Origin of the sequence: Streptomyces melanogenes, assembly GCF_014649795.1 — a bacterium.
Lineage (GTDB): Bacteria > Actinomycetota > Actinomycetes > Streptomycetales > Streptomycetaceae > Streptomyces > Streptomyces noboritoensis.
The window spans coordinates 43,426-65,338 of sequence record NZ_BMTS01000005.1; the positions used below are offsets into that span (position 1 = coordinate 43,426).

Sequence of the window (21,913 nt, forward strand, 5' to 3'; positions counted from 1 at the left end):
GGCGTGTCCTGCCGATGCGGACGCTGCCCGTCGGCGACCGCGCGCTGCTGGTCGAGCTGGACAGCGGCGCGGACGCCGAGGCCCTGCACGCCGAGCTGCTGCGCCGCCGCGCCGCCGGAAGCCTGCCGCCGGTACGGGAGATCGTCCCGGCGGCCCGTACGGTCCTGCTCGACGGTCTGGACGACCCGGCCGGCCTCGCGGCGCTGCTGCCCGGCTGGGAGGTCGCGGCGCCGCGCGCGGACACGGGCGCCGTGGTGGAGATCCCGGTCCGCTACGACGGCCCCGACCTGGCCGAGGTCGCGCGCGCGTGGGGCGTCTCGCCCGAGGCGGCGGTACGGATCCACCACGCGGCCGAGTTCCGGGTGGCGTTCTGCGGGTTCGCGCCCGGCTTCGGCTATCTGACCGGGCTTCCCGAGCGGTACGGGGTGCCCCGCCGCGCCACTCCGAGGACCTCGGTCCCGGCCGGGTCGGTGGCCCTGGCGGGCCCGTACACCGGCGTCTATCCGCGCTCCTCGCCGGGCGGCTGGCAGCTCGTCGGCTCCACGGACGCCGTGCTCTGGGACCCGGAGCGGGAGCCCGCCGCGCTCCTGGCACCGGGCACCCGGGTGCGCTTCGTCCCCCGGGGCGGGGCATGACGGACCGGGCCTTCTGCGCGGTGCGGGCCGGGGCGCTCACCTGCGTCCAGGACGAGGGGCGCCACGGCCACGCCCACCTCGGCGTGCCGCGCTCGGGGGCGCTCGACCTGCCCGCGAGCCGCGTCGCCAACCGGCTGGTGGGCAACCCGCCGGGCGCGGCCGTCCTGGAGACGACGCTGACCGGGTGCGCGGTGCGCCCGCGGCGGGCCGTCACGGTCGCGGTGACGGGGGCACCCTGCCCGGTGTCCGTCGACGGGCGGCCGGCGGCGTGGGGCGCGCCGGTGCGGGTGCCCGCGGGGGCCGTCCTGGAGGTCGGCGCCGCCGTGCTCGGGGTGCGCTCCTATGTGGCGTTCGCCGGGGGGATCGCCGTCGAGCCGGTCCTCGGCAGCCGCTCCACCGACCTCCTCTCGGGGCTCGGCCCGGCGCCGCTCACCGACGGCGCCGTCCTGCCCCTGGGGCACCCGGCCGAGCACTACGCGCGCGTGGACGCGGCCCCGGCGCCTGGCCCGCCACGGGAGTTGGTTCTGCGGATGCTGCCGGGGCCGCGCGCCGACTGGTTCACGCAGAACGCCTTCGCCGCCCTCGCCACCGGCCGCTACCGGGTCTCCGCCGCGAGCAACCGCATCGGCCTGCGCACCGAGGGCCCGGCGCTGGAGCGGGCGGTCCACGGCGAGCTGCCCAGCGAGGGCATGGTGTGGGGCGCGGTCCAAGTGCCGCCGGACGGGCGCCCGGTGGTGTTCCTGGCCGACCATCCGACCACCGGCGGCTACCCGGTGGTGGGCGTGGTCGCCGGGGCGGATCTGGCCGCCGCCGCACAGGCCGCGCCCGGCACCCCGCTGCGGTTCGTGCCCGTACGACATGCCGTACGGACGCGTCAGGCGCCGTAGCCGCCGCCTCCGGGCGTGCGGACGACCAGAACGTCCCCGGGGCCCACCTCGACCGTGTCCACGCCCTCCAGCGGCTCGCTGCGGCCGTCCGCGCGCTCCACCAGGTTCGCGCCGAGCCCGCCCGGCTCACCGCCCGCCATGCCGTACGGCGCCACGCGCCGGTGGCCGGTCAGCAGGGCCACGGTCATCGGCTCCAGGAACCGGATCCGGCGCTCGACCCCGCACCCGCCGGTCCACCGGCCCCGCCCGCCGCTGCCCTCCCGTACGGCGAAGGCGTCCACCCGTACCGGATAGCGCCATTCAAGGACCTCCGGGTCGGTGAGGCGCGAGTTGGTCATGTGGGTCTGCACGGCGTCCGCGCCGTCGAAGCCGTCACCGGCGCCCGAACCGGAGGCCACCGTCTCGTAGTACTGCACCCGGTCGTTGCCGAAGGTCACGTTGTTCATCGTGCCGGAGCCCTCGGCCTGGATCCCCAGGGCCGCGTAGAGCGCGCCGGTGACGGCCTGCGAGGTCTCGACGTTTCCGGCGACGGTCGCGGCCGGGTACCGCGGCGCCAGCATCGAGCCGGGCGGCACCCGTACCTCCAGCGGTTTCAGGCAGCCGCTGTTGAGCGGGATGTCGTCGTCCACCAGCGTCCGGAAGACGTACAGGACGGCCGCCATCACCACCGACCGGGGCGCGTTGAAGTTGCCCGGCTGCTGCGGCGAGGTGCCGGTGAAGTCCAGTACGGCGCTGCGGCTCTCGCGGTCCACGGTGACGGCGACCTGAATGACGGCGCCGCCGTCGGTCTCGTACCTGTACGACCCGTCGCTCAGCTCCGCCACGATCCGCCGCACGGACTCCTCGGCGTTGGCCTGGACGTGCCCCATGTAGGCCTGGACGACGTCGAGCCCGAACTCGTCGGTCATGCGCCGCAGTTCGGCGATGCCCTTCTCGTTGGCGGCGATCTGGGCGCGCAGGTCGGCGAGGTTGGTGTCGGGGTCGCGCGAGGGGTACGCGGCACCGGTCAGCAACGCGCGCGTCTCCGCCTCGCGCAGCCGTCCGTCCCGTACCAGCAGCCAGTTGTCGAAGAGCACGCCCTCCTCCTCGACGGTGCGGCTGAAGGCGGGCATGGAGCCGGGGGTGATGCCGCCGATCTCGGCGTGGTGGCCGCGCGAGGCCACCAGGAACCGCAGCTCCTCGCCGTCGAACACCGGGGTGACCACGGTGACGTCGGGCAGATGGGTGCCGCCGTGGTACGGGTCGTTGATGGCGTAGACGTCACCGGGCCGCATGGCGCCCGCGTTGCGGCGCAGCACTTCCTTGATGGACTCGCCCATCGAGCCCAGGTGCACGGGGATGTGCGGGGCGTTGGCGATCAGGTTGCCCTCGGCGTCGAAGAGCGCGCAGGAGAAGTCGAGGCGCTCCTTGATGTTGACGGAGTGGGCGGTGTTCTCCAGGCGTACGCCCATCTGCTCGGCGATCGCCATGAAGAGGTTGTTGAAGACCTCCAGCATCACCGGGTCGACGTCCGTGCCGACGGCGGTGCGGCCGGGGCGGGGGCGCGCCCGGGTGAGCAGCAGGTGCCCGAGGTCACCGGCGGCGGCCTGCCAGCCGTCGTCCACCACGGTGGTGGCGTCGGCCTCGGCGACGATCGCGGGCCCGGCCACGGTGTCGCCCGGCCGCAGGGCGGCGCGCCGGTACAGCGGGACGTCCCGGCGCCCGCCCGCCACGAACATGGACACGGTGGCGGACGGGCCGTGCTCGCCCTCGCGCGCGTACTCCTCGATCTCGGGGGCGCCGTGCGGCCCGGCGGCGCCGACGGCCTCCACCGACACCGCCTCCACGACCAGCGGCTTGTCCATGGTGAAGGCGTACCGCGCGCGGTGTTCGCGCTCGAACGCCTCCTTCATGGCGTCGGCCGCGTCCAGGGCGACCGGCAGGCTGGCGTCCGTACCGGCGTAGCGGAGCAGCACGCGCGCGTGGGTGGTGATCGCCTCGTCCGGGATGCTGTCGGCGCGCAGTTCGCCACGCGTGCGTGCCGCGAGTTCACCGCACAGCTCGCGCACCCGCCCGACGCAGGCTTCGTCGAGCTCCGCCTCGACGGACCGCTCGCGCATCGCGGTCGCGTCGGCGAGGCCGATGCCGTAGGCGGAGAGGACGCCCGCCAGCGGCGGTACGAGGACGGTGTCGATGCCGAGCGCGTCCGCGACCGCGCAGGCGTGCTGGCCGCCGGCGCCGCCGAAGCTGGTCAGGGCGTAGCGGGTGACGTCGTGGCCGCGCTGCACGGAGATCTTCTTGACCGCGTTCGCCATGTTGAGCACGGCGATCTCCAGGAATCCGGCGGCGACCTCCTCGGGGCTGCGCCCGCCGCCGGTGCGCTCGGCCAGCTCGGCGAACCGCTCCCGTACCGCCTCGGCGTCCAGCGGCAGATCGCCGCCGGGGCCGAACACCGCCGGGAAGTGGGCCGGTTGGACGCGGCCCAGCATCACATTGGCGTCGGTGACGGTGAGCGGGCCGCCGCGCCGGTAGCAGGCCGGGCCCGGGACCGCGCCCGCCGAGTCCGGGCCGACCCGGTAGCGCTGCCCGTCAAAGTGGAGCACCGAGCCGCCGCCCGCCGCCACGGTGTGGATGTTCATCATGGGGGCGCGCATCCGGACCCCGGCGACCTGGTTGGCGAAGTCCCGCTCGAAGGCGCCCGCGTAGTGCGAGACGTCGGTCGAGGTGCCGCCCATGTCGAAGCCGATCACGCGCGCGTGGCCGGCCTGTCCGGAGGTACGGGCCATGCCGACCACGCCGCCCGCCGGTCCGGAGAGCACGGCGTCCTTTCCCCGGAAGTGCGCGGCCTCCCGCAGGCCGCCGTTGGACTGCATGAACATCAGCCGTACGCCGTCGAGTTCCTTGGCGACCTCGTCGACATAGCGGCGCAGGATCGGCGAGAGGTAGGCGTCCACCACGGTGGTGTCGCCGCGCGGCACCAGCTTGATGAGCGGGCTCACCTCGTGCGAGCAGCTGACCTGGGTGAAGCCGAGCGCCCGTGCGGCCTCGGCGACGGCCGTCTCGTGGTCGGGATAGCGGTAGCCGTGCATCAGGACGACGGCGGCGCTGCGCAGACCCTCCGCGCGGGCGGCCCGCAGCCCCTCGGTGACGCCCGCGAGGTCGAGCGGGCGGACGGTGGCGCCGTGCGCGTCGACCCGCTCGGCCACCTCGACGACCCGCTCGTACACCGCGTCCGGCAGCACGATGTGCCGGTCGAACAGCCGCGGCCGGTTCTGGTACGCGATCCGCAGGCCGTCCCGGAAGCCCTCGGTGACGACCAGGACGGTCGGCTCGCCGCGCCGCTCCAGGAGGGCGTTGGTGGCGACCGTGGTACCCATCTTGACGACGGAGATCCGGTCGGCCGGGACCGGCTCGTCGGGACCGAGGCCGAGCAGCAGCCGGATCCCGGCGACCGCGGCGTCGCGGTCGCGGTCCGGGTCGTGGGAGAGGAGCTTGCGGCTGACCAGGCGCCCGTCGGGCCGTCTACCCACCACGTCCGTGAAGGTGCCGCCACGGTCGATCCAGAACTCCCAGCGCCCTGTCATCCCTCCATTCTGGCAAGGCGGCCCTGGCCGGGGGGAGCGCTGACGGCCGCGAGCGCGGCGGAGAGCGCCTCCGCGGCGCGCAGATCGAGGTGGGCGGCGGTGCCGCGCGCGGCGTGCCGCAGCTCGGCCCCGGCCAGGCCGAGGAGCTGGGGCAGCAGGTCCGTGGAGCGCCGCGCCACCCAGGCGGTCCCGGCCGTCGCCAGCCACAGCAGCGCGGCGGACCGGCCGGGCGGCGGCCGGTCCGGCTCGTACGAGGGCGGGGCGCCCGGTGCGAGGCCGCGCTCGGCGAGCAGGGCGTGGCAGGAGGCCGCGATCAGCCGGTGGCCGCGCTCGCCCGGGTGCAGCCGGTCCGCGCTCCACAGCGAGCGGTCGCCGACCCAGGCCCGGTCGGCCAGGTGCAGATGCGCGGCGCCGTACCGCGCGGAGAGGGCGTGCACCACGGCGTTGACCGCCTGCTGGCGGCGGGCCAGCGGACGGGCGAGCGGGCCGGGCAGGGCGAGCGTCGCCCCGGGGTCGGGCAGACAGGCCGTGAGCAGCACCGCCCCCTGCGCGGCGAGCCCGCCGTAGACCGCGTCGAGCCGGGCGGCGACGTGGTGGATGTCGAAGGAGCGGCGCAGGGTGTCGTTGACCCCGACCACCACGGAGGCGAGGTCGGGCGCGAACGCACGCGCGCGTGGCGCCTGTTCCTCGGCCACGTCCCGGGTGAGCGCTCCGCTGACGGCGAAGTTGCGGAACTCGCACCCGGGCCCGTCCCCGGCCAGCAGCGCGGCCCAGCCGCGCCACCCGCCGGGCACGGGGTCGCCGACGCCCTCGGTGAGCGAGTCCCCGAGCGCGGCGAACCGCAGGGGACGCGCAGGGCCGAGGGGCGCGGCCGTCAGGGGCGGCAGGGCCGCGAGCGACGCGGTCATGCCGCCACACCCGGTTTCCGGGGGCGCGGAACGGCGGCGGGCGGTGCCTGGACGACCCGTGCCCTCGCCCGCGCGGCGAGCGCATCCCCCGATGCCCGCACGGGCGCGTCGTGTGCCGCCAGGAACGCCGCCACCGAAGCGTCCCACCCGAAGAGTTCGGCACGCGCGCGTGCCGCGTGCCTGCGGGGCTCCTCCGGTCGGGACAGGAGGTCCTGGACCGCGTCGGCGAAGGCCGCGCCCGTGTCGGCGGCGGCCAGGCCCGCCGTGCCCACCACCTCGGGCAGCGCAGAGGACCGGCTGCACACCACCGGCGTCCCGCCCGCCAGCGCCTCCAGGGCCGACAGGCCGAACGTTTCAGCAGGCCCCGGCGCCAGACAGACGTCCGCCGCGGACTGGAGGTCCGCGAGCCGCGCCCGGTCGCCGACGTACCCCAGGAACTCCACCGGCAGCCGCGCGGCCCGCGCCCGGCGTTCGAGCCCCGCCGCCAGCGGCCCGTCCCCGGCCACGACGAGCCGCGCACGCACGCCCCGGCGCCGCAGCTCCACCAGCGCGTCCAGGGCGGTGCCCGGCCGCTTCTCCACCGAGAGGCGGGAGCACAGCGCCAGCAGCACGCTCTCGCCACGCAGCCAGTGCTCGCGCAGCGGCAGGGAGCGCCGCCCGGGGCGGCACCCCACCAGGTCCACGCCGAGCGGCGCGCGCGTGACGTTGCCCGCCCCGATCCGTACGAACTCGCGCTCGGCCCACTCCGTGGTGCAGACGATGCGCGAATACGCCCAGGCGGAGCGCCTGTTGAGCCGGTCGGCGGCGGCGCGCGCGAGGTGCTCGGGGGCGCCCCAGGTGCGCAGCACGCCGTCCGCCGTCTCGTGCGAGACCATCACCGACGGCACCCGCTCGCGCCGCGCCCACTCCCCGGTCCAGCGCAGGGTCGTCCGGTCCGACACCTCGATCCGGTCGGGGCCGAGCGCCTCCAGGACGCGCCGCACCCGGCGGCGGTCGGCGAGCACCCGGTAGCCGCCGGTGCCGGGCAGCACCACGCCGGGCAGGGTGATCACCCGGCCCTGTTCGGTGTGCTCGTCGCGCGCGTGGGTGCCGGGGACGATCAGCACCGGGTCGTGGCCGGCCGCCAGATAGCCGCGGCCGAGCTCGCGCAGGGCCGTGCGCAGCCCGCCCGAGGAGGGCGTGACGAAGTTCGCCAGGCGGACGATCCGCAGCCCGCTCATGCCGCCACCACCGGGCGCTCGCAGAGCACTTCGGCGTAGTGGTCGAGCAGTTGGTCCCCGACGGCGGCCCAGGTCCGGCCCGCGACGGCGGCCCGCCCGGCCCGCCCGTACGCCTGCCGCAGCGCGGGATCCGCGAGCCGCAGCACCGCGTCGCGGACCGCGTCGGCGTCGCGCGGCGCGACGAGGAGGCCGGTGCGCCCGTGGTCCACCAGGTCGAGCGGCCCGCCCGCCGCCGGGGCGATCACCGCCACCCCGCTCGCCATGGCCTCCTGCACGGTCTGGCAGAACGTCTCGTACGGCCCGGTGTGCGCGAAGACGTCCAGGGAGGCGAAGACCCGGGCGAGTTCGTCGCCGGCGCGGCGGCCCAGGAACAGCGCCCCGGGCAGCGCGCCCCGCAGCGCCCCGGCGCTCGGCCCGTCCCCGGTGATCACCACCCGGACGCCGGGCAGCGCGCAGACCCCGGACAGCAGCTCCACCTGCTTCTCGGCGGCGAGGCGGCCCACATAGCCGACGATCAGCTCGCCGCCGGGGGCGAGTTCGCGCCGCAGCGCCTCGTCGCGCAGCTCTGGCCGGAACCTTTCGGTGTCGACGCCGCGCGGCCACAGCCGCACCCGCTCCACCCCGTGCTCCGCCAGATCGCGGACGGCGGCGGTGGAGGGGGCGAGGGTGCGGTCGGCGGCGCCGTGGACGGCTCTGAGCCGCCGCCAGGCGGTGTTCTCGCCGGTGCCCATGTACGTACGGGCGTACCCGGCGAGGTCGGTCTGGTAGACGGCGACGGCGGGCACCCCGAGCCGGGCGGCGGCCGCCATCCCGCGCACCCCGAGCACGAACGGGCTCGCCAGATGGACCAGTTCGGCCCGGTGGGCGGTGAGGGCGGCGGCCACCCGGCGGCTCGGCAGGGCCACCCTGACCTGCGGATAGCCGGGCAGCGGCAGCGAGGGGACGCGGACCACGGGACAGGGGGCCGTGGTGTCGTCCCCGGCTGCCGCGGCCGGGGCTACTACGAGCGGTTCATGACCGCGGGCGGCGAGGTGCCGGGCGGTCTGCAGGGCGCAGTGGGCGACGCCGTTGACATCGGGCGGGAAGGATTCGGTGACGATGACGACACGCATACCCGTGTTGTCGTCGCTGCCGGGGTGGCCCCGCCGACTTGGATCTTTCCGCCCGGGGAACGTCCCATGAGCTTTTCAGACAGCGTGTCTTTCGGACAGCGCTCCCAGCTCGTTCGGACGGTGCCCGTGGAGCCCGGTCGGCTCATATCGCGGGTGCGTCCGGGCCCATCCGGTTGTGGATGGCGCTCTGTACCTCGGCCTCCTCGGCCGGGTCGTCGGCGAGGCGCCGCAGCCGCTCGGCCACGCGCGCGTCGACGAGCTCGGCGTACTGCGCGGCCACTTCGCGGGTGGTCTCCTCGCAGTCCCACAGGCACTCGACGGCGAAGCCGGTGGCGAAGGAGGGGTCGGTGGCGGCGAGGGCGCGCGCGGTGCGGCCGCGCAGCTCGGAGGAGGCGGTCTCGCGGTAGAGGTGCCGCAGCACGGGGGCGGCGCAGCCGATGCCGAGCCGTCCTGCCCCGTCGACCAGGGGGCGCAGCAGGGGCGCGTCGGGCCCTTCGGAGCGCACGCACTCGCGCAGTGCGCCGAGGACCAGCTGGGCGTCCTCGGCCTCGCCCCGGCAGGCCAGGACGCCCGCGGCGGCGGCGCCGAGCGCGTCGGGCCGGTGCACCCAGCCGCGCGCCCGGTCGACGGCCTCGGGCCCGCACATCCGCTCGAAGGCGTGGACGGCGGCCTCGGCCACGGTGCGGGAGCCGCCGGCGACGGCGGCCTCGATGAGGTCGAGCACACGGGGGTCGCGTGACTCGGTGAGGTAGTGCAGGGAGGCGCAGCGGGCGCCGTCCGAACCGGCGCGCGCGGCCTCGACGATCAGGTCGCGGTCGTCGGGCCCGGCCACCGCGCCCAGGCAGCGGGCGGCGGGCAGAGTGAGGTCGGCGCCGCGCTCCAGGCCCTCCTGGGCCCAGTCGAAGACGGCTTGGACGCTCCAGCCGGGGCGGGGTCCGGACGGCCGCATCTGGCGCTGCCAGCGGTCGAAGGACCCGGCTTCCTGGGCGGCGCGCACCCGGGCGCCGACCGCGTCCCGGGTGTCCTCGGCCCACAGCCGCCAGGGCCGGGGCTCGAAGGCGTCCCGGACGGTGGCGGCCAGTTCGGCGTCGCCCTCGGGGGTGCCGGGGAAGCGGGCCAGGACCGGCTCGGCGAGGGCGCGCAGGCCCGCGTCGTCGTCACGCAGAGCGAGCTCGTCCAGGGCCCAGCCCCAGTTGGCACCACGCACGGCGTACCGCCGCAGCAGCACGAGCGCGTCGTCCCTCCCGTAGGAGGCGAGGTGGCCGAGGACCGCGAGCGCGAGACCGGTGCGGTGCTCGTCGGCGTCGAGGACGTCCTCGGAACTGAAGAGATGGGCCTCGATCTCGTCGAGTCCGCCGTCGAGATCCAGGTAGAGGCGCGCGTAGTACAGGGAGCGGTTCTCCACCTGCCAGTCGTGGCGGGGGTCGCCCAGTACACAGTGGTTCAGGGCCGCCAGGGCTTCTGGGCGCGGGGCGGCGAGCGCGTGCAGGGTGCCGTCGCCGCGGCCCCGCTGCAGCAGGCCGAGCAGCGTACCGCTCGGCGCTATGACCGGATCAAACATGGAAGTAGCCTCACATCAAGCTGTCGACGCAACCGGGATTCGTGCCGTGCCCTAGTAGGCCGCGCGCCAACATGTTCGGCCGTCCGCCGTCTTCCGCTTGCTGTGAGTCATCTTCCTGCCTCTCGTCGTATGGCCCCCGTTGTAAGGACCCTGCCCCTGGTGTGGGGGCTCGTCGTCATGATGACCCAGGCATTTCGCCACCGCGACCACATTTACGAGCCCCTCTCACCAGGTACGCAGGGGGTACCCGGCGCAAACCTCAGCGGTCGCCGAAGAGTGCGATCAGTTCTGTCTTGCCGAACATCCGTGCGGTGTCGAGCGCGGACGGCGTTCCGGCGGAAGGATCGGCTCCGCCTGCCAGCAGCGCCTTGACGACCGCGTCCTCGCCCTTGAAGACGGCACCCGCGAGCGGCGTCTGGCCGCGGTCGTTGGCGCGGTCCGGGTCGGCACCGCGCGCGAGGAGCGCGGAGACCGCCTCCGCGTGCCCGTGGTAGGCGGCGAGCATGACGAGCGTGTGGCCCTTGTCATTGGTGAGGTCGGGCGAGACGCCGGCGTCGACGTAGGCGGCGAGCGCCTCGGCGTCCCCCTGGCGCGCCAGATCGAAGATCCTGCCCGCCAGCTCGACCACCTCGGGATCGAGGGCATCGCTCATCGCACGAACCGCCTTTCGTCTTGTCCGAAGCGCTCATCGGAACGCCTGTGACCTGGCCCGTACGGCATCGGGGCCGTACGAGTGAATCGACAGGGTACTGCCCGTCGGACGACATGGTTCGGTCCGCCCGGGGCAAAGCTCACCGCGAGTGACGGCTTCCGGCCCCGCGGCCGCACAGTGTCCCGCCCGCGACCCGGTTCCGTATCCGCCACTCCAGTGAAAATCAGAGAATTTCACCCGATTGCAGCTTTTATCACATAGATACTTCCTGTGATCCTGGAAGAACTCATGGTGACTGTCCCCATCAACCAGGAGAACTCCTCATGATCCTGTCCATCTCAGGCGTCGTCCTGCTCGGAATCATCGTCTTCCTCTTCTTCCGGAAAGACGGTCTGAAGGCGTCGCACGCCATGGTCTGCGCCCTCTTCGGCTTCTACCTCGCGGGCACCGCGATCGCCCCGAGCATCAAGGCCGGCGGCCAGAGCCTGGCCAGCCTGCTGGGCGGGATCAAGTTCTGACCTCCCGCAGTCCCGACCACCCCCTCAGGAGACCGACGTGGCCCGGCGACCACTCCCCCGCATTCTGAGCAGCACGAGCGTTCCGATCGCCCGCAGCCGCGAGATCGCGCGCACGGCCGCCGACAGCGCCACCGACGTCCTCCATCCGCTCATCACGATCAGCCGCGGCCTGCGGCTGATCGCCGCCGCCCTGCGCGGCAAGTGGGCCGCCACGCCGAGGGAACGGCGTGGTCCCGCGCTGTTCCTGGTGGCGGCCGTGGTCCTGGTGGTCGCGCTCATCCCGTACGGGCCGCTGCTCGCCCTGATCACGGTGATGGCCGCGGCCGCCTGGAAGGGCCGTGAGCGCACCCCCGTCAGGACCGGCCCCGACGAGGCCGAGACCGGCCGCCTCCAGGCGCTGTACGAGGCGCTGGTGCCGTACTTCTCGGTGGCGGAGGACCCCAGCCCGCTCTTCGCCCACGGCGGGGAGTGGGCCAAGGCCTTCAGCGAGTACGAGTTCGACGACGCGGGCCGCGTCACCCGGCTCCTCATCCGCTACCCCGCGTACTTCACGGACGGCGAGCCCGAGGCGCGCGCCCGTATCGAGCAGCTGCTGCACACCAAGTCCGGGCGCGGCCGGGAGTACCGGTTCGAGTGGGACGAGGAGGGCAACCAGCTCGTCATGCGCGTCCTGGACGCGCTCTCCACCTCGATCGCCGCCCAGCGCTTCGTGGCGGGCCCCGGCGAGACCGTGCTCGGGTTCACCGACGCGGACGCGGTGCAGCGGACCGTGCCGGTCACCGAGGGCGAGGACGTCCGCGACGCGCCGCCGGTCGTCTGGCGCACCGGCCCCCGCTCCACCGAGCCGCACCTGCTGGCGGTGGGCGAGCCCGGCAGCGGCACCACGACCCTGCTGCGCTCCATCGCCCTCCAGGCGCTCCAGCACGGCGACGTGCTCGTGGTCGAGGGCAGCGGCACGGGCGAATACGCCTGTCTGACCGGGCGCCGTGGAGTGCTCGCCGTGGAGTGCGGCCTCGCCGGGGCGCTGGCCACCCTGGAGTGGGCCGCGCACGAGACCGAGCGCCGGCTCATCGCCGCCAACCGCGCCCGCCAGGGCGGCCACCCGGCCCCCGACGACATCAAGCGGCCGCTGTGGATCCTGCTCGACCGCCCGAGCGTCTTCGGGCACCTGGCCGCGGCCGACGGGCGCCCCGACCCTCAGCAGCTGCTCCAGACCCCGCTGCGGCACGGGCGGGCGGCCGGGGTGACCGTGGTGGTCGCCGAGCAGTTCGACAGCCTGGAGGCGCTGACCGAGCCGGTCCGCACGCACACCCGCGCGCGCGTGGTGCTCGGCCCCTGCTCCCCGACTCTGGCCGAGTGGGTCCTCGGCGTCCCGCCGCACACCACCCCGACCACCGCGGTCCCGCCCGGCCGCGGCTACGCCCGCCTCGGCACCGGGCCCGTGCTGCGCCTCCAGGTCCCGGCGACGCCGGACCCGTACGACGACGCGACCAGCGAGCAGCACCGCCAGGCGGTCCTGGACCTGCTCCCGGAGCGCGACCTGCCGGTGGAGGCGGCGCCGCCCCAGCAGGCGGTGCCCGCGGAGGGCTGACGGCTGACGGCTTGTGGGCTTGGCTGACAGGCAACAGAAGCTGTCAGCCCACGCCCCTCACGCCACAAACGTCCGCGGCGACTCTCCCCCGTTGCTCGCGCCCTTCTCCACCAGGCGGGCCGCCGCGGCGAGCCGGGCCGCCGCCTCCTCGGCGACCGGGCCGCTGACGGTGAAGGGCAGCCGTACGTACCCCTCGAAGGCGCCGTCCACGCCGAACCGGGGGCCGGAGGGCACCCGGACGCCGACCCGTTCGCCCACCTCCGCCAAGCGCGAGCCGGAGATCCCGCCGGTGCGCACCCAGAGCGTGAGCCCGCCCACCGGTACGTCGAACTCCCACTCCGGCAGCTCCCGGCGGACCGCCGCCACCAGCGCGTCGCGGTTCTCGCGCGCCTGGGTGCGGCGCAGGTCGACCGCCTGCTCCCAACCGCCCGTGGCCATCAGCCAGTTGACGGCGAGCTGCTCCAGGACCGGGGTGCCCAGGTCGGCGTAGGCGCGGGCGGCGACCAGGGAGCGGATCACGTCGGGGGCCGCGCGCACCCAGCCGATGCGCATGCCCGCCCAGAACGCCTTGCTCGCCGAGCCCACCGTGAGCACGGTCGCGCCCGCCGGGTCGAAGGCGCAGACGGGGCGCGGCATGTCGATGCCCTCGTCCAGCCAGAGCTCGGACATGGTCTCGTCGACGACGAGCACGGTCCCGGCCGAGCGGGCCGCGTCGACCAGGGCGCGGCGCTGGTCCTCGTCGGCCAGCGCCCCCGTCGGGTTGTGGAAGTCGGCGACGACATAGGCGAGCCGGGGCGCGGAGTCGCGCAGCACCTGGCGCCACAGCGGAAGGTCCCAGCCGGTCAGACCCTCGGCCATGGCGACCGGCACGAGCCGGGCCCCGGCCTCCCGCATCAGCTGGAGGATGTTGGCGTACGAGGGCGACTCGACCGCGATCCGCTCGCCGCGCCCGGCGAAGAGGTGGCAGATGGCGTCGATGGCGCCCATCGCGCCGGTGGTGACCATGATCTGCTCGGGCATGGTGGGGATGCCGCGCGCGGTGTACCGCTCGGCGAGCATCTGGCGCAGCGCGGGCAGCCCGGCCGGATAGTCGCCGTGGGTGTGCGCGTACGGCGGCAGCTCCTCCAGGGCGCCCTGGACCGAGCGGGTCAGCCAGGGCTCGGGCGCGGGCAGCGCCGCGCACCCCAGGTCGATCATGGAGCCCAGCGACTCCGGCGGCAGCGGCTCCAGGCCGCGCGCGGGCAGCGGGTTGCCCGCGGGCACGGCCGTCCAGCTGCCCGCGCCCCGGCGGGACTCCAGGAAACCCTCGCCGCGCAGCGCCTCGTAGGCGGCGGCGACCGTGGTGCGGCTGACCGACAGGGCCAGGGCGAGCTCCCGCTCGGCGGGCAGGCGGGCGGCCACCGGCACCCGTCCTTCGAGGACGAGCAGGCGGATCCCGTCGGCGAGGGCCCGGTAGGCGGGCGGCTTGCGGGTGCCCGCCGGGCGGGGCTGCTGCTGTGCGTTGAGCTGACGGGCGAGCTGTGCCGGCCCGACCGCCGAGGTCCACTGCGCCATGGAAGTCAGTCCACCTTCCCCGAATTGGCCATGGTTGGGATGGGTTTCCCAGCCACAGAGTGTCATGCGCCGGTCCACCACCACCAGACAGGGGGGCATTCACGTGTCCACGCACCTCACCCGCAGGCTGCTCCAGCTCTACGTCGGCCTGACGCTGTACGGCGTGAGCTCCGCGCTGCTCGTGCGCAGCGGGCTCGGGCTCGAACCGTGGGGCGTGCTGCACCAGGGGATCGCCGAGCGCACCGGAGTGACTATCGGCGTCGTCTCGATCATCGTGGGCGCGCTGGTGCTGCTGCTGTGGATACCGATCCGGCAGCGCCCGGGGCTGGGCACGGTCTCCAACGTCTTCGCCATCGGCATCGCGATGGACGCCACGCTCGCCCTGGTGCCGGAGGTGCACGGGCTCGCCGCCCGGATCCCGCTCCTGGTCGGCGGGATCCTGCTCAACGGCGTGGCGACCGGTCTGTACATCGCGGCGCGGTTCGGCCCCGGCCCGCGCGACGGGCTGATGACGGGGCTGCACCGGCTCACCGGCCGCTCGATCCGGCTGGTGCGCACCTCGCTGGAGGTGGTGGTCGTGGTGACCGGCTTCCTGCTCGGCGGCTCGCTGGGCGTCGGCACGGTCGCGTACGCCCTCGCGATCGGCCCGCTCGCCCAGTTCTTCCTGCGCTACTTCGCCGTCCCCGAGGCGGCGCCCGCCGAGCCCGTCACCGGGGCGACACCCGCACAGGCGATACTGCGCGGGTGACTCGCGTACGCCACCCGTATCTGGACCATCCGACGCCGATCGCCTTCGCCCACCGCGGCGGGTCGGCCGACGGCATCGAGAACACCGCGGCCGCCTTCGGCCGGGCCGCGGCGGCCGGTTTCCGGTACTTCGAGACCGATGTGCACACCACGGTCGACGGCCGTCTGGTCGCCTTCCACGACTCCACGCTTGACCGGGTCACCGACTCGGTGGGGCGGATCGCCGATCTGCCGTGGGCCGAGGTGCGCCAGGCCCGGGTGGCGGGCCGCGAGCCGCTGCCGCTCTTCGAGGAGCTGCTCGAAGCGTTCCCCGAGGCGCGCTGGAACGTCGACCTCAAGGCCGAGTCCGCGCTCGTCCCGCTGGTGGAGCTGATCCGCCGGACCGACGCGTGGGACCGGGTGTGCGTGGGCTCGTTCTCGGAGGCCCGGGTCGCCCGGGCCGCGAAGCTGGCGGGCCCGCGCCTGGCCACCTCGTACGGCGTGCGCGGCGTCGCCGCCCTCAGGCTGCGCTCGCTCGGCCTGCCGGTGCCTCTGCGGCGGGGCGCGGTATGCGCGCAGGTGCCCGAGGCCCAGAGCGGGATCCCGGTGGTGGACCGCCGCTTCGTGGAGACCGCGCACGCCCTGGGCCTGCAGGTACACGTATGGACAATCAATGATCCCGATCGGATGACGAAACTCCTGGACCTCGGCGTCGATGGCATCATGACCGATCATCTGGAGACGCTGCGCAAGGTACTGACCGACCGGGGAACCGGGTTCTGACACCCGGCGCGCGCCCGAGGAACGAACGAGAGGGCGCGGGGTTTGACCGCCGAGACCATGGGCCGGGCCGCCGCACAGGTGGCGCCGGACGCCGACCGCCGCCGCGAGCAACGCGGCTGGTACTTCTACGACTTCGCGTGCTCGGTCTACTCGACGACCGTCCTGACGGTGTTCCTCGGGCCCTATCTGACGGCCATCGCCAAGGACGCCGCCGACGCGGACGGCTTCGTGCACCCGCTGGGCGTCCCGGTGCGCGCCGGGTCCCTCTTCGCGTACGCGGTGTCCGCCTCGGTGGTGCTCGCGGTGGTCCTGATGCCGGTGGTGGGCGCCGCGGCGGACCGCACCGGCCGCAAGAAGCCGCTGCTCGCGGCGGCCGCGTACACCGGAGCCGCCGCGACGGCGGGCATGTTCTTCCTGGACGGGCACCGCTATCTGCTCGGCGCGGTGCTGCTGATCGTCGCCAATGCCGCGCTGTCCGTCTCGATGGTGCTCTACAACGCCTATCTGCCCCAGATCGCCGGCCCCGAGGAGCGCGACCGCGTCTCCTCGCGCGGCTGGGCCTTCGGCTACACCGCGGGCGCGTTCGTCCTCGTCCTCAACCTGGTCCTCTACTCGGGCCACGACAGCTTCGGGCTCTCCGAGGGCACGGCCGTACGGATCTGTCTGGCCTCGGCGGGGGTCTGGTGGGGCGCGTTCACGCTCGTACCGCTGCGGCGGCTGCGGGACCGGCGCGCGCCCGCCGGGCACGTCCCGGCCGAGGGCAGGGTGGGCGCGGGCTGGCGCCAGCTCATCGCGACGCTGCGCGACATGCGCGCGCGTCCGCTCACCCTCGCCTTCCTGCTCGCGTACCTGATCTACAACGACGGCGTGCAGACCGTGATCTCGCAGGCCTCGCTGTACGGCTCCGAGGAGCTCGGGCTCGACCAGAACACGCTGATCGTCGCCGTGCTCCTGGTGCAGGTGCTCGCGGTGGCCGGGGCGCTCGGGATGGGGCGCCTCGCGCAGACGTACGGCGCCAAGCGCACGATCCTGGGCTCGCTGGCGGTGTGGGCGCTGATCCTGGGCACCGGGTACTTCCTGCCCGCCCACTCGCCCGCGCTCTTCTTCGTGCTGGCCGCGGCGATCGGCACGGTCCTCGGCGGCAGCCAGGCGCTGTCGCGGTCGCTTTTCTCACACATGGTGCCGAGCGGCAAGGAGGCCGAGTACTTCTCGGCCTACGAGATGAGCGACCGCGGGCTGAGCTGGCTGGGGCCACTGGTGTTCGGGCTCGCGTACCAGCTGACCGGGAGCTACCGGGATGCGATCATCTCTCTCGTGATCTTCTTCGGCATCGGCTTCGTGCTGCTCGCCCGGGTGCCCGTGAGGGCCGCCGTGGCGGCCGCCGGGAACCCGGTTCCGGCGCGGATTTAGACGTTGAAGTGAAAGGCCGGTAGTGTACGCCTTTGGCCTGCCAGGCGGACCGTTACTGCGTGCTCAAGTAGTGAAGACGCTGGGTGACATCTGCTGCCAGATGTGACAAACCGGGCACTGGTGGGTACAACAAGGGGCGGCACGACGGCGACACATGACCCACAACGGGAATCTTTACCGCCGACCGGACGTTGACCGGATGACGACGACAGCGACACCTGTCCTGTGGGCGACAAGCCCGGGAGGCACGATTCATGAGTGAGCGAGCTCTTCGCGGCACGCGCCTCGTGGTGACCAGCTACGAGACCGACCGCGGCATCGATCTGGCCCCGCGCCAGGCGGTGGAGTACGCATGCGAGAACGGACATCGATTCGAGATGCCGTTCTCGGTGGAGGCGGACATCCCGCCGGAGTGGGAGTGCAAGGCGTGTGGCGCCATGGCACTCCTGGTGGACGGCGAAGGTCCTGAGGAGAAGAAGGGCAAGCCCGCGCGTACGCACTGGGACATGCTCATGGAGCGACGCACCCGCGAGGAGCTGGAGGAGGTTCTGGCCGAGAGGCTGGAGGTCCTGCGTTCCGGCGCCATGAACATTGCCGTGCATCCGCGCGACAGCCGTAAGTCTGCTTAAGCGTTAGCGCAGAGGCAGAAGCAAGAGTCGAGGGCCGGTCACACCGTTTCGGTGTGACCGGCCCTCGACTTTTGTCAGGCTTTGTCGGGCGCCCTGTCGGGCCGGCCCGTCAGGTCAGCGGCGGCCGCGGCCCCCGGTCCTCCCGGTACGGGGCGGAGCCCGCGTCCTCCCGGATGACCTCGCCCTGCACCACCTTGCCGTCCGGCTGGTGCATCCGGGCCTGCTGGAAGGCGTCGCCCAGGCTGCCGGGGCGGGCGGCGCTCATCCGCTTCTCCAGCGAGCGCTCCGCGTACCTGCCGAGCGCCTTGCGCACCGGCGGCACCAGGCAGAGCAGCCCCAGGACGTCCGAGAGCAGTCCCGGGACCATCAGGAGCAGACCGCCGAGCATCGTGAAGGTGTTGCCCTCGCTGCCGGGCTGCGGCCCGGCGACCGGGCCCGCCGCCCCGTACTGCTGCTGCTGAAGCGTTTCCGTGAGGTTCCGGAAGGCCCGGCGCCCGGCGCGCTTGATCACGTATCCGCCGAGCACGGCGCCGCCGACCAGCAGGGCCAGCACGGTCAGTCCCCCGGCGGCGCTCGCCACCGTGATCAGCAGCCAGATCTCCGCGAGGAGCCAGGCGGCGATCGCCAGCGGGACGAGGGTGCGCGCACGGGAGCGCTTGGGCGGGGCGGAGGGCGGGATGCCGGTCGTCATGCTCCCAGTGTGCCTGGGAGCATGACAGGACGGCGTAAGGGATCCGTCAGCGGACGGCGAACAGGAGCGCCGTCACTCTGATCAGGACGGCTTGCGGCCCAGGAGCTTGTTGGCGCGCGAGCCGACGCCCCAGGCCGTGACCCGCCACAGCGCCTCGACGATGATGTCGTTGCTCATCTTGGAGTCGCCGCGCTCGCGCTCGACGAAGGTGATCGGCACCTCGACCACGTGGTAGCCGGCGGCCACCGCGCGGCGGGCCAGGTCGACCTGGAAGCAGTAGCCCTGCGAGGCCACCTCGTCCAGGCCGAGGCCTTCGAGGGTCTCGCGGCGGAAGGCCCGGAAACCGCCGGTGACGTCGCGGATGTCCACGCCGAGCAGCAGCCGGGAGTACGTGGAGCCGCCTCGGGAGATGAACTCGCGGCTCTTGGGCCAGTTCACCACCCGGCCGCCCGGCACCCAGCGCGAGCCGAGGACCAGGTCGGCGCCCTTGAGCGCGGTGAGCAGCCGGGGCAGCTCCTCGGGCTGGTGGGAGCCGTCGGCGTCCATCTCGACCAGGACGCCGTAGCCCTCGTCGACGCCCCAGCGGAAGCCCGCGAGGTAGGCGGCGCCCAGGCCCTCCTTGCCCTTGCGGTGCAGGACGTGGACGTGGTCGTCGTCGGCGGCCAGCTCGTCGGCGAGCTTGCCGGTGCCGTCGGGGCTGTTGTCGTCGGCGATCAGGACGTGGGCCTCGGGGACCGACTCCCTGACGCGGGAGACGATCGGCTTGATGTTCTCCGCCTCGTTGTAGGTCGGGATGATCACCAAGGCTCTGCCGAGCGGGCCGTATCGCCTCTGACCGCCGTCGTTCACTGCTGCCCCTTATTGTCCGTACGCAGGGCACCACCATAGCGAGCGGTCCGGGCACTCCCGCACCGCGAGGTCCCGGGGTGTCGGAATGGGGGCCCGGCGCCCTTCGGGCCGGCCTGGGACCCGCTGGCTGCGGGCTGCCTGGAGCCGTTGTCTACTGAACGTCCGGACCCCATCCGGGTCGCACCCTCCCCCGAGCTCCCGCGGAGCAGGGGGGACCCCCCGGACGGCAGAAACCTTCTGTCGGCCGGACGTCCTGTGGTGGACCCGGCCGAACCTACCGGCCCCCGGCCGCTCTCTGTCAACAGTCGTTTGACCTGCGGCGTCGAGCCGAAACCGCAGGTCAACGAGGAAGATCCGCAGGTGGCGGCGGCGCCGGGAGGGCAGCCTGACGGGTGTACGAAATGTCCCTACGTCACTCGTTCGGCCGGACGAAGACCGTTTGTCCGAACACCACCGTGCGCAGACAGACCGGCAGCTCCGCCCCGGGGCTGAGGTCCGGCAGTCCGGGCGTGCCCGAGCGCGGGTCGGTCGACCAGCGGGCCACCCGGTCGTCCGGCGCCTGCACCACGAGCTCGTCGGTGCGCCACACCGCGTAGTCCGCGGGCGCGCCCGGCACCAGGGTGCCCGCGTCGTCCCGGCCGATGGCGCGCCAGCCGCCCCGGGTGTGGGCGGTGAAGGCGGCGCGGGCCGAGACCCGGTGTTCGGGGGTCCGGTGGAAGGCGGCCGCGCGGACGGTGCCCCACGGGTCGAGCGGGGTGACCGGCGAGTCCGAGCCGAAGGCGAGCGGCACCCCGGCGCGCAGCAGGGCCGCGTACGGGTTCAGGGTGCGCGCCCGCTCGGCGCCCAGGCGCTCGGCGTACATGCCGTCCTCGCCGCCCCACAGCGCGTCGAAGGCGGGCTGTACGGAGGCGGTGAGGCCGAGCTCGGCGAAGGCGGCGATGGTCTCGGGGGTGAGCATCTCGGCGTGCTCGACGCGGTGCCGGGCGGCGCGGATGCGGGCCAGGCCCACCTTGGCGGCGGCGGCCCGGACGCCCTCGACGACCGCGGTGACGGCGGCGTCCCCGATGGCGTGGAACCCGGCCTGGAGCCCGGCCTCGGTGCAGGCGACCACATGGGCGGCGACGTCGGCCGCGTCCAGGTGGCCGGTGCCGGTGTGCGGGGCGTCGGCGTACGGCTCGTGCAGACAGGCGGTGTGCGAGCCGAGGGCGCCGTCGACGAAGAGGTCCCCGGCCGCGCCGAGCGCGCCGAGTTCGCGGATGCGATCGGCGTCCTTGGGGCCGGTGACGCGCTCGGCCCAGTAGCCGAAGACGCGCGGACCGGCCTCCTCACGGGCCAGCTTGAGGAGCGAGGTGAAGTCGTCCTCGTCGGAGATCTCGGGGCCGCCGCACTCGTGGAGGGTGCCGATGCCGAGGGAGGCCGCCCGGTGCAGGGCGGCCCGCTGGGCCTCCTCGCGCTGGCGCGGGGTGATCGCCGCGTGGGCGGCGGCCCGGACCGCGTGGTGGGCGGCGGCGGTCAGCGGGGCGTCCGGGTGGTAGCCGTCGAGGCCGGTGGCGCCCGGGATCCGGTCGAGCAGGGCGGTGGTGGCGACGGCCGAGTGGACGTCGATGCGCGGCAGGTAGAGCGGGCGGCCGCCGGTGGCCTCGTCGAGCTCGGCGCGGGTCGGCGGGGTCCGCTCGGGCCAGCGCGCGGAGTCCCAGCCGTGGCCGAGCAGCACGTCGTCGTCGGGGCGGGACGCGGCGTACGCCCGTACCGCCGCCAGGGCCTCGGCGCGGGTGGCCGCCGACGACAGGTCGAGGCCGGTGAGCGCGAGACCGGTGGCCGTGGTGTGCACATGCGCATCGGTGAACGCCGGGGTGACCAGGGCCCCTTCGAGATCGACCACCTCGTCGACGCCGGCCGCGAAGGCGTCGGCCGCGCCCTCGGAGCCGACCCAGGCGACGTGTCCGCGCTCGACGACCATCGCCGTGGCGAACGGGTCGGCGGGGCTGTGGACCTCGCCGCCGCACAGCAGCACGGTGCGGTGGTCGGGCTCGCCGGTGGACAGCGGGGCGACGGTTCGGGCCGGCAGGGCGGCGGCGCTCTCGGAACTCATGGGAACAGCCTAGATACGCGGCGGCCGTGCCTCGTACGGGGTCGAGAGAACGACGGTCGTCCGGGTGGACACCCCGGCCAGCGAGCGGATGCGGGTCAGCAGGTGCTCCAGCTCCAGGGGCGTGGCCACGCGCACCTTGAGGATGTAGTTCTCGTCGCCCGCGACGCTGTGGCACGCCTCTATCTCCGGCACGTCGGCCAGCCGTTCGGCGATGTCGTCGGGCGCGCTCGGGTCGAACGGCTTGACCGAGATGAACGCGGTCAGCGGCAGCCCCACCGCCTCGGGGTCCACGACGGCGACATAGCCGCGGATGACTCCGCGCTGCTCCAGCCGGCGTACCCGCTGGTGCACCGCCGAGGTGGACAGGCCCGTGGCCTTGCCCAGGTCGGTGTAGCTCATCCGCCCGTCCTTGACGAGCAGATCCACGATCTGACGGTCCAGCTCCTCCATGCGGATCAACCTATTCCCCCAGGTCCCCTCCGGCACAGTCGGCGGCAACCGGAAGGGGCACCTGCGGGCGGCATGTGACGAA

19 protein-coding genes are annotated in these 21,913 nt (G+C 74.2%); 8 read left to right on the forward strand and 11 right to left on the reverse strand.

The window, feature by feature from the left end; genetic code table 11:
• Window positions 1-14 precede the first annotated feature (14 nt).
• Window positions 15-635 carry a 5-oxoprolinase subunit PxpB gene (gene pxpB, locus IE252_RS12560; RefSeq protein WP_190089798.1) on the forward strand — a complete coding sequence of 207 codons (621 nt, stop codon included), beginning with the start codon at window positions 15-17 and terminating at the stop codon, window positions 633-635.
• A complete protein-coding gene (locus tag IE252_RS12565) occupies window positions 632-1,522 on the forward strand; it encodes a 5-oxoprolinase subunit C family protein (protein ID WP_190089474.1) in 891 nt (296 codons plus the stop codon). Before pxpB ends, IE252_RS12565 begins: the two co-directional genes overlap by 4 nt.
• Here IE252_RS12565 and IE252_RS12570 read toward each other — a convergent pair.
• The 6 genes from IE252_RS12570 to IE252_RS12595 form a co-directional block, all read right to left on the reverse strand.
• The gene (locus IE252_RS12570; RefSeq protein ID WP_190089475.1) at window positions 1,510-5,085 is read right to left on the reverse strand and encodes a hydantoinase B/oxoprolinase family protein; all 3,576 of its coding nucleotides are present in this window, start codon (window positions 5,083-5,085) and stop codon (window positions 1,510-1,512) included. The genes IE252_RS12565 and IE252_RS12570 overlap by 13 nt on opposite strands.
• Window positions 5,082-5,993, reverse strand: a complete 912-nt coding sequence (locus tag IE252_RS12575) for an SGNH/GDSL hydrolase family protein (RefSeq protein WP_190089476.1) — start codon at window positions 5,991-5,993, stop codon at window positions 5,082-5,084. The genes IE252_RS12570 and IE252_RS12575 overlap by 4 nt, the downstream gene beginning before the upstream one ends.
• Window positions 5,990-7,213: a glycosyltransferase gene (locus IE252_RS12580; protein WP_190089477.1), complete on the reverse strand. Its 1,224-nt coding sequence runs from the start codon at window positions 7,211-7,213 to the stop codon at window positions 5,990-5,992. Before IE252_RS12580 ends, IE252_RS12575 begins: the two co-directional genes overlap by 4 nt.
• A complete protein-coding gene (locus IE252_RS12585) occupies window positions 7,210-8,325 on the reverse strand; it encodes a glycosyltransferase family 4 protein (protein WP_190089478.1) in 1,116 nt (371 codons plus the stop codon). Before IE252_RS12585 ends, IE252_RS12580 begins: the two co-directional genes overlap by 4 nt.
• 142 nt (window positions 8,326-8,467) lie before the next feature.
• Window positions 8,468-9,886 carry a Mic19 family protein gene (locus IE252_RS12590; protein WP_190089479.1) on the reverse strand — a complete coding sequence of 473 codons (1,419 nt, stop codon included), beginning with the start codon at window positions 9,884-9,886 and terminating at the stop codon, window positions 8,468-8,470.
• Window positions 9,887-10,145: 259 nt separating this feature from the next.
• Window positions 10,146-10,538, reverse strand: coding sequence for an ankyrin repeat domain-containing protein (locus IE252_RS12595; RefSeq protein WP_190089480.1), 393 nt, complete (start codon window positions 10,536-10,538; stop codon window positions 10,146-10,148).
• Between the two features lie 323 nt (window positions 10,539-10,861).
• On the opposite strand from IE252_RS12595, the gene IE252_RS12600 reads away from it, so the two are divergent.
• Together IE252_RS12600 and IE252_RS12605 are read left to right on the forward strand one after the other, a co-directional pair.
• The gene (locus IE252_RS12600) at window positions 10,862-11,056 is read left to right on the forward strand and encodes a hypothetical protein (protein WP_067155558.1); all 195 of its coding nucleotides are present in this window, start codon (window positions 10,862-10,864) and stop codon (window positions 11,054-11,056) included.
• 37 nt (window positions 11,057-11,093) lie between these two features.
• Window positions 11,094-12,647 (forward strand): hypothetical protein, encoded by a 1,554-nt coding sequence (locus IE252_RS12605; protein ID WP_190089481.1) that lies wholly within the window; start codon window positions 11,094-11,096, stop codon window positions 12,645-12,647.
• Between the two features lie 57 nt (window positions 12,648-12,704).
• Here IE252_RS12605 and IE252_RS12610 read toward each other — a convergent pair whose 3' ends face one another.
• Window positions 12,705-14,201 carry an SCO1417 family PLP biosynthesis transcription factor gene (locus IE252_RS12610; protein WP_190089482.1) on the reverse strand — a complete coding sequence of 499 codons (1,497 nt, stop codon included), beginning with the start codon at window positions 14,199-14,201 and terminating at the stop codon, window positions 12,705-12,707.
• Between the two features lie 64 nt (window positions 14,202-14,265).
• On the opposite strand from IE252_RS12610, the gene yczE reads away from it, so the two are divergent.
• From yczE to IE252_RS12630, 4 genes are all read left to right on the forward strand, one after another.
• The gene (yczE, locus tag IE252_RS12615; RefSeq protein ID WP_190089483.1) at window positions 14,266-14,949 is read left to right on the forward strand and encodes a membrane protein YczE; all 684 of its coding nucleotides are present in this window, start codon (window positions 14,266-14,268) and stop codon (window positions 14,947-14,949) included.
• Window positions 14,946-15,710 (forward strand): glycerophosphodiester phosphodiesterase family protein, encoded by a 765-nt coding sequence (locus IE252_RS12620; RefSeq protein WP_190089484.1) that lies wholly within the window; start codon window positions 14,946-14,948, stop codon window positions 15,708-15,710. The genes yczE and IE252_RS12620 overlap by 4 nt, the downstream gene beginning before the upstream one ends.
• Before the next feature lie 57 nt (window positions 15,711-15,767).
• Window positions 15,768-17,120: an MFS transporter gene (locus IE252_RS12625; protein ID WP_190089799.1), complete on the forward strand. Its 1,353-nt coding sequence runs from the start codon at window positions 15,768-15,770 to the stop codon at window positions 17,118-17,120.
• 254 nt (window positions 17,121-17,374) lie between these two features.
• Window positions 17,375-17,749, forward strand: a complete 375-nt coding sequence (locus IE252_RS12630; protein WP_067155573.1) for an RNA polymerase-binding protein RbpA — start codon at window positions 17,375-17,377, stop codon at window positions 17,747-17,749.
• A 109-nt stretch (window positions 17,750-17,858) separates the two neighbouring features.
• Here IE252_RS12630 and fxsA read toward each other — a convergent pair whose 3' ends face one another.
• The 4 genes from fxsA to IE252_RS12650 all read right to left on the reverse strand — a co-directional run bounded on the left by fxsA (window position 17,859) and on the right by IE252_RS12650 (window position 21,831).
• Window positions 17,859-18,440, reverse strand: coding sequence for an FxsA family membrane protein (fxsA, locus tag IE252_RS12635; RefSeq protein ID WP_190089485.1), 582 nt, complete (start codon window positions 18,438-18,440; stop codon window positions 17,859-17,861).
• An 81-nt stretch (window positions 18,441-18,521) separates the two neighbouring features.
• Entirely contained in the window at window positions 18,522-19,289 is a 768-nt protein-coding gene (locus IE252_RS12640; protein ID WP_101387320.1) for a polyprenol monophosphomannose synthase, read from the reverse strand.
• Between the two features lie 412 nt (window positions 19,290-19,701).
• On the reverse strand, window positions 19,702-21,381 hold the full coding sequence (locus IE252_RS12645) for an amidohydrolase (protein WP_190089486.1): 1,680 nt from the start codon (window positions 21,379-21,381) through the stop codon (window positions 19,702-19,704).
• Window positions 21,382-21,390: 9 nt separating this feature from the next.
• Complete coding sequence (locus IE252_RS12650) at window positions 21,391-21,831, reverse strand: Lrp/AsnC family transcriptional regulator (protein WP_067155585.1); 441 nt, start codon at window positions 21,829-21,831, stop codon at window positions 21,391-21,393.
• Between the last annotated feature and the right edge of the window lie 82 nt (window positions 21,832-21,913).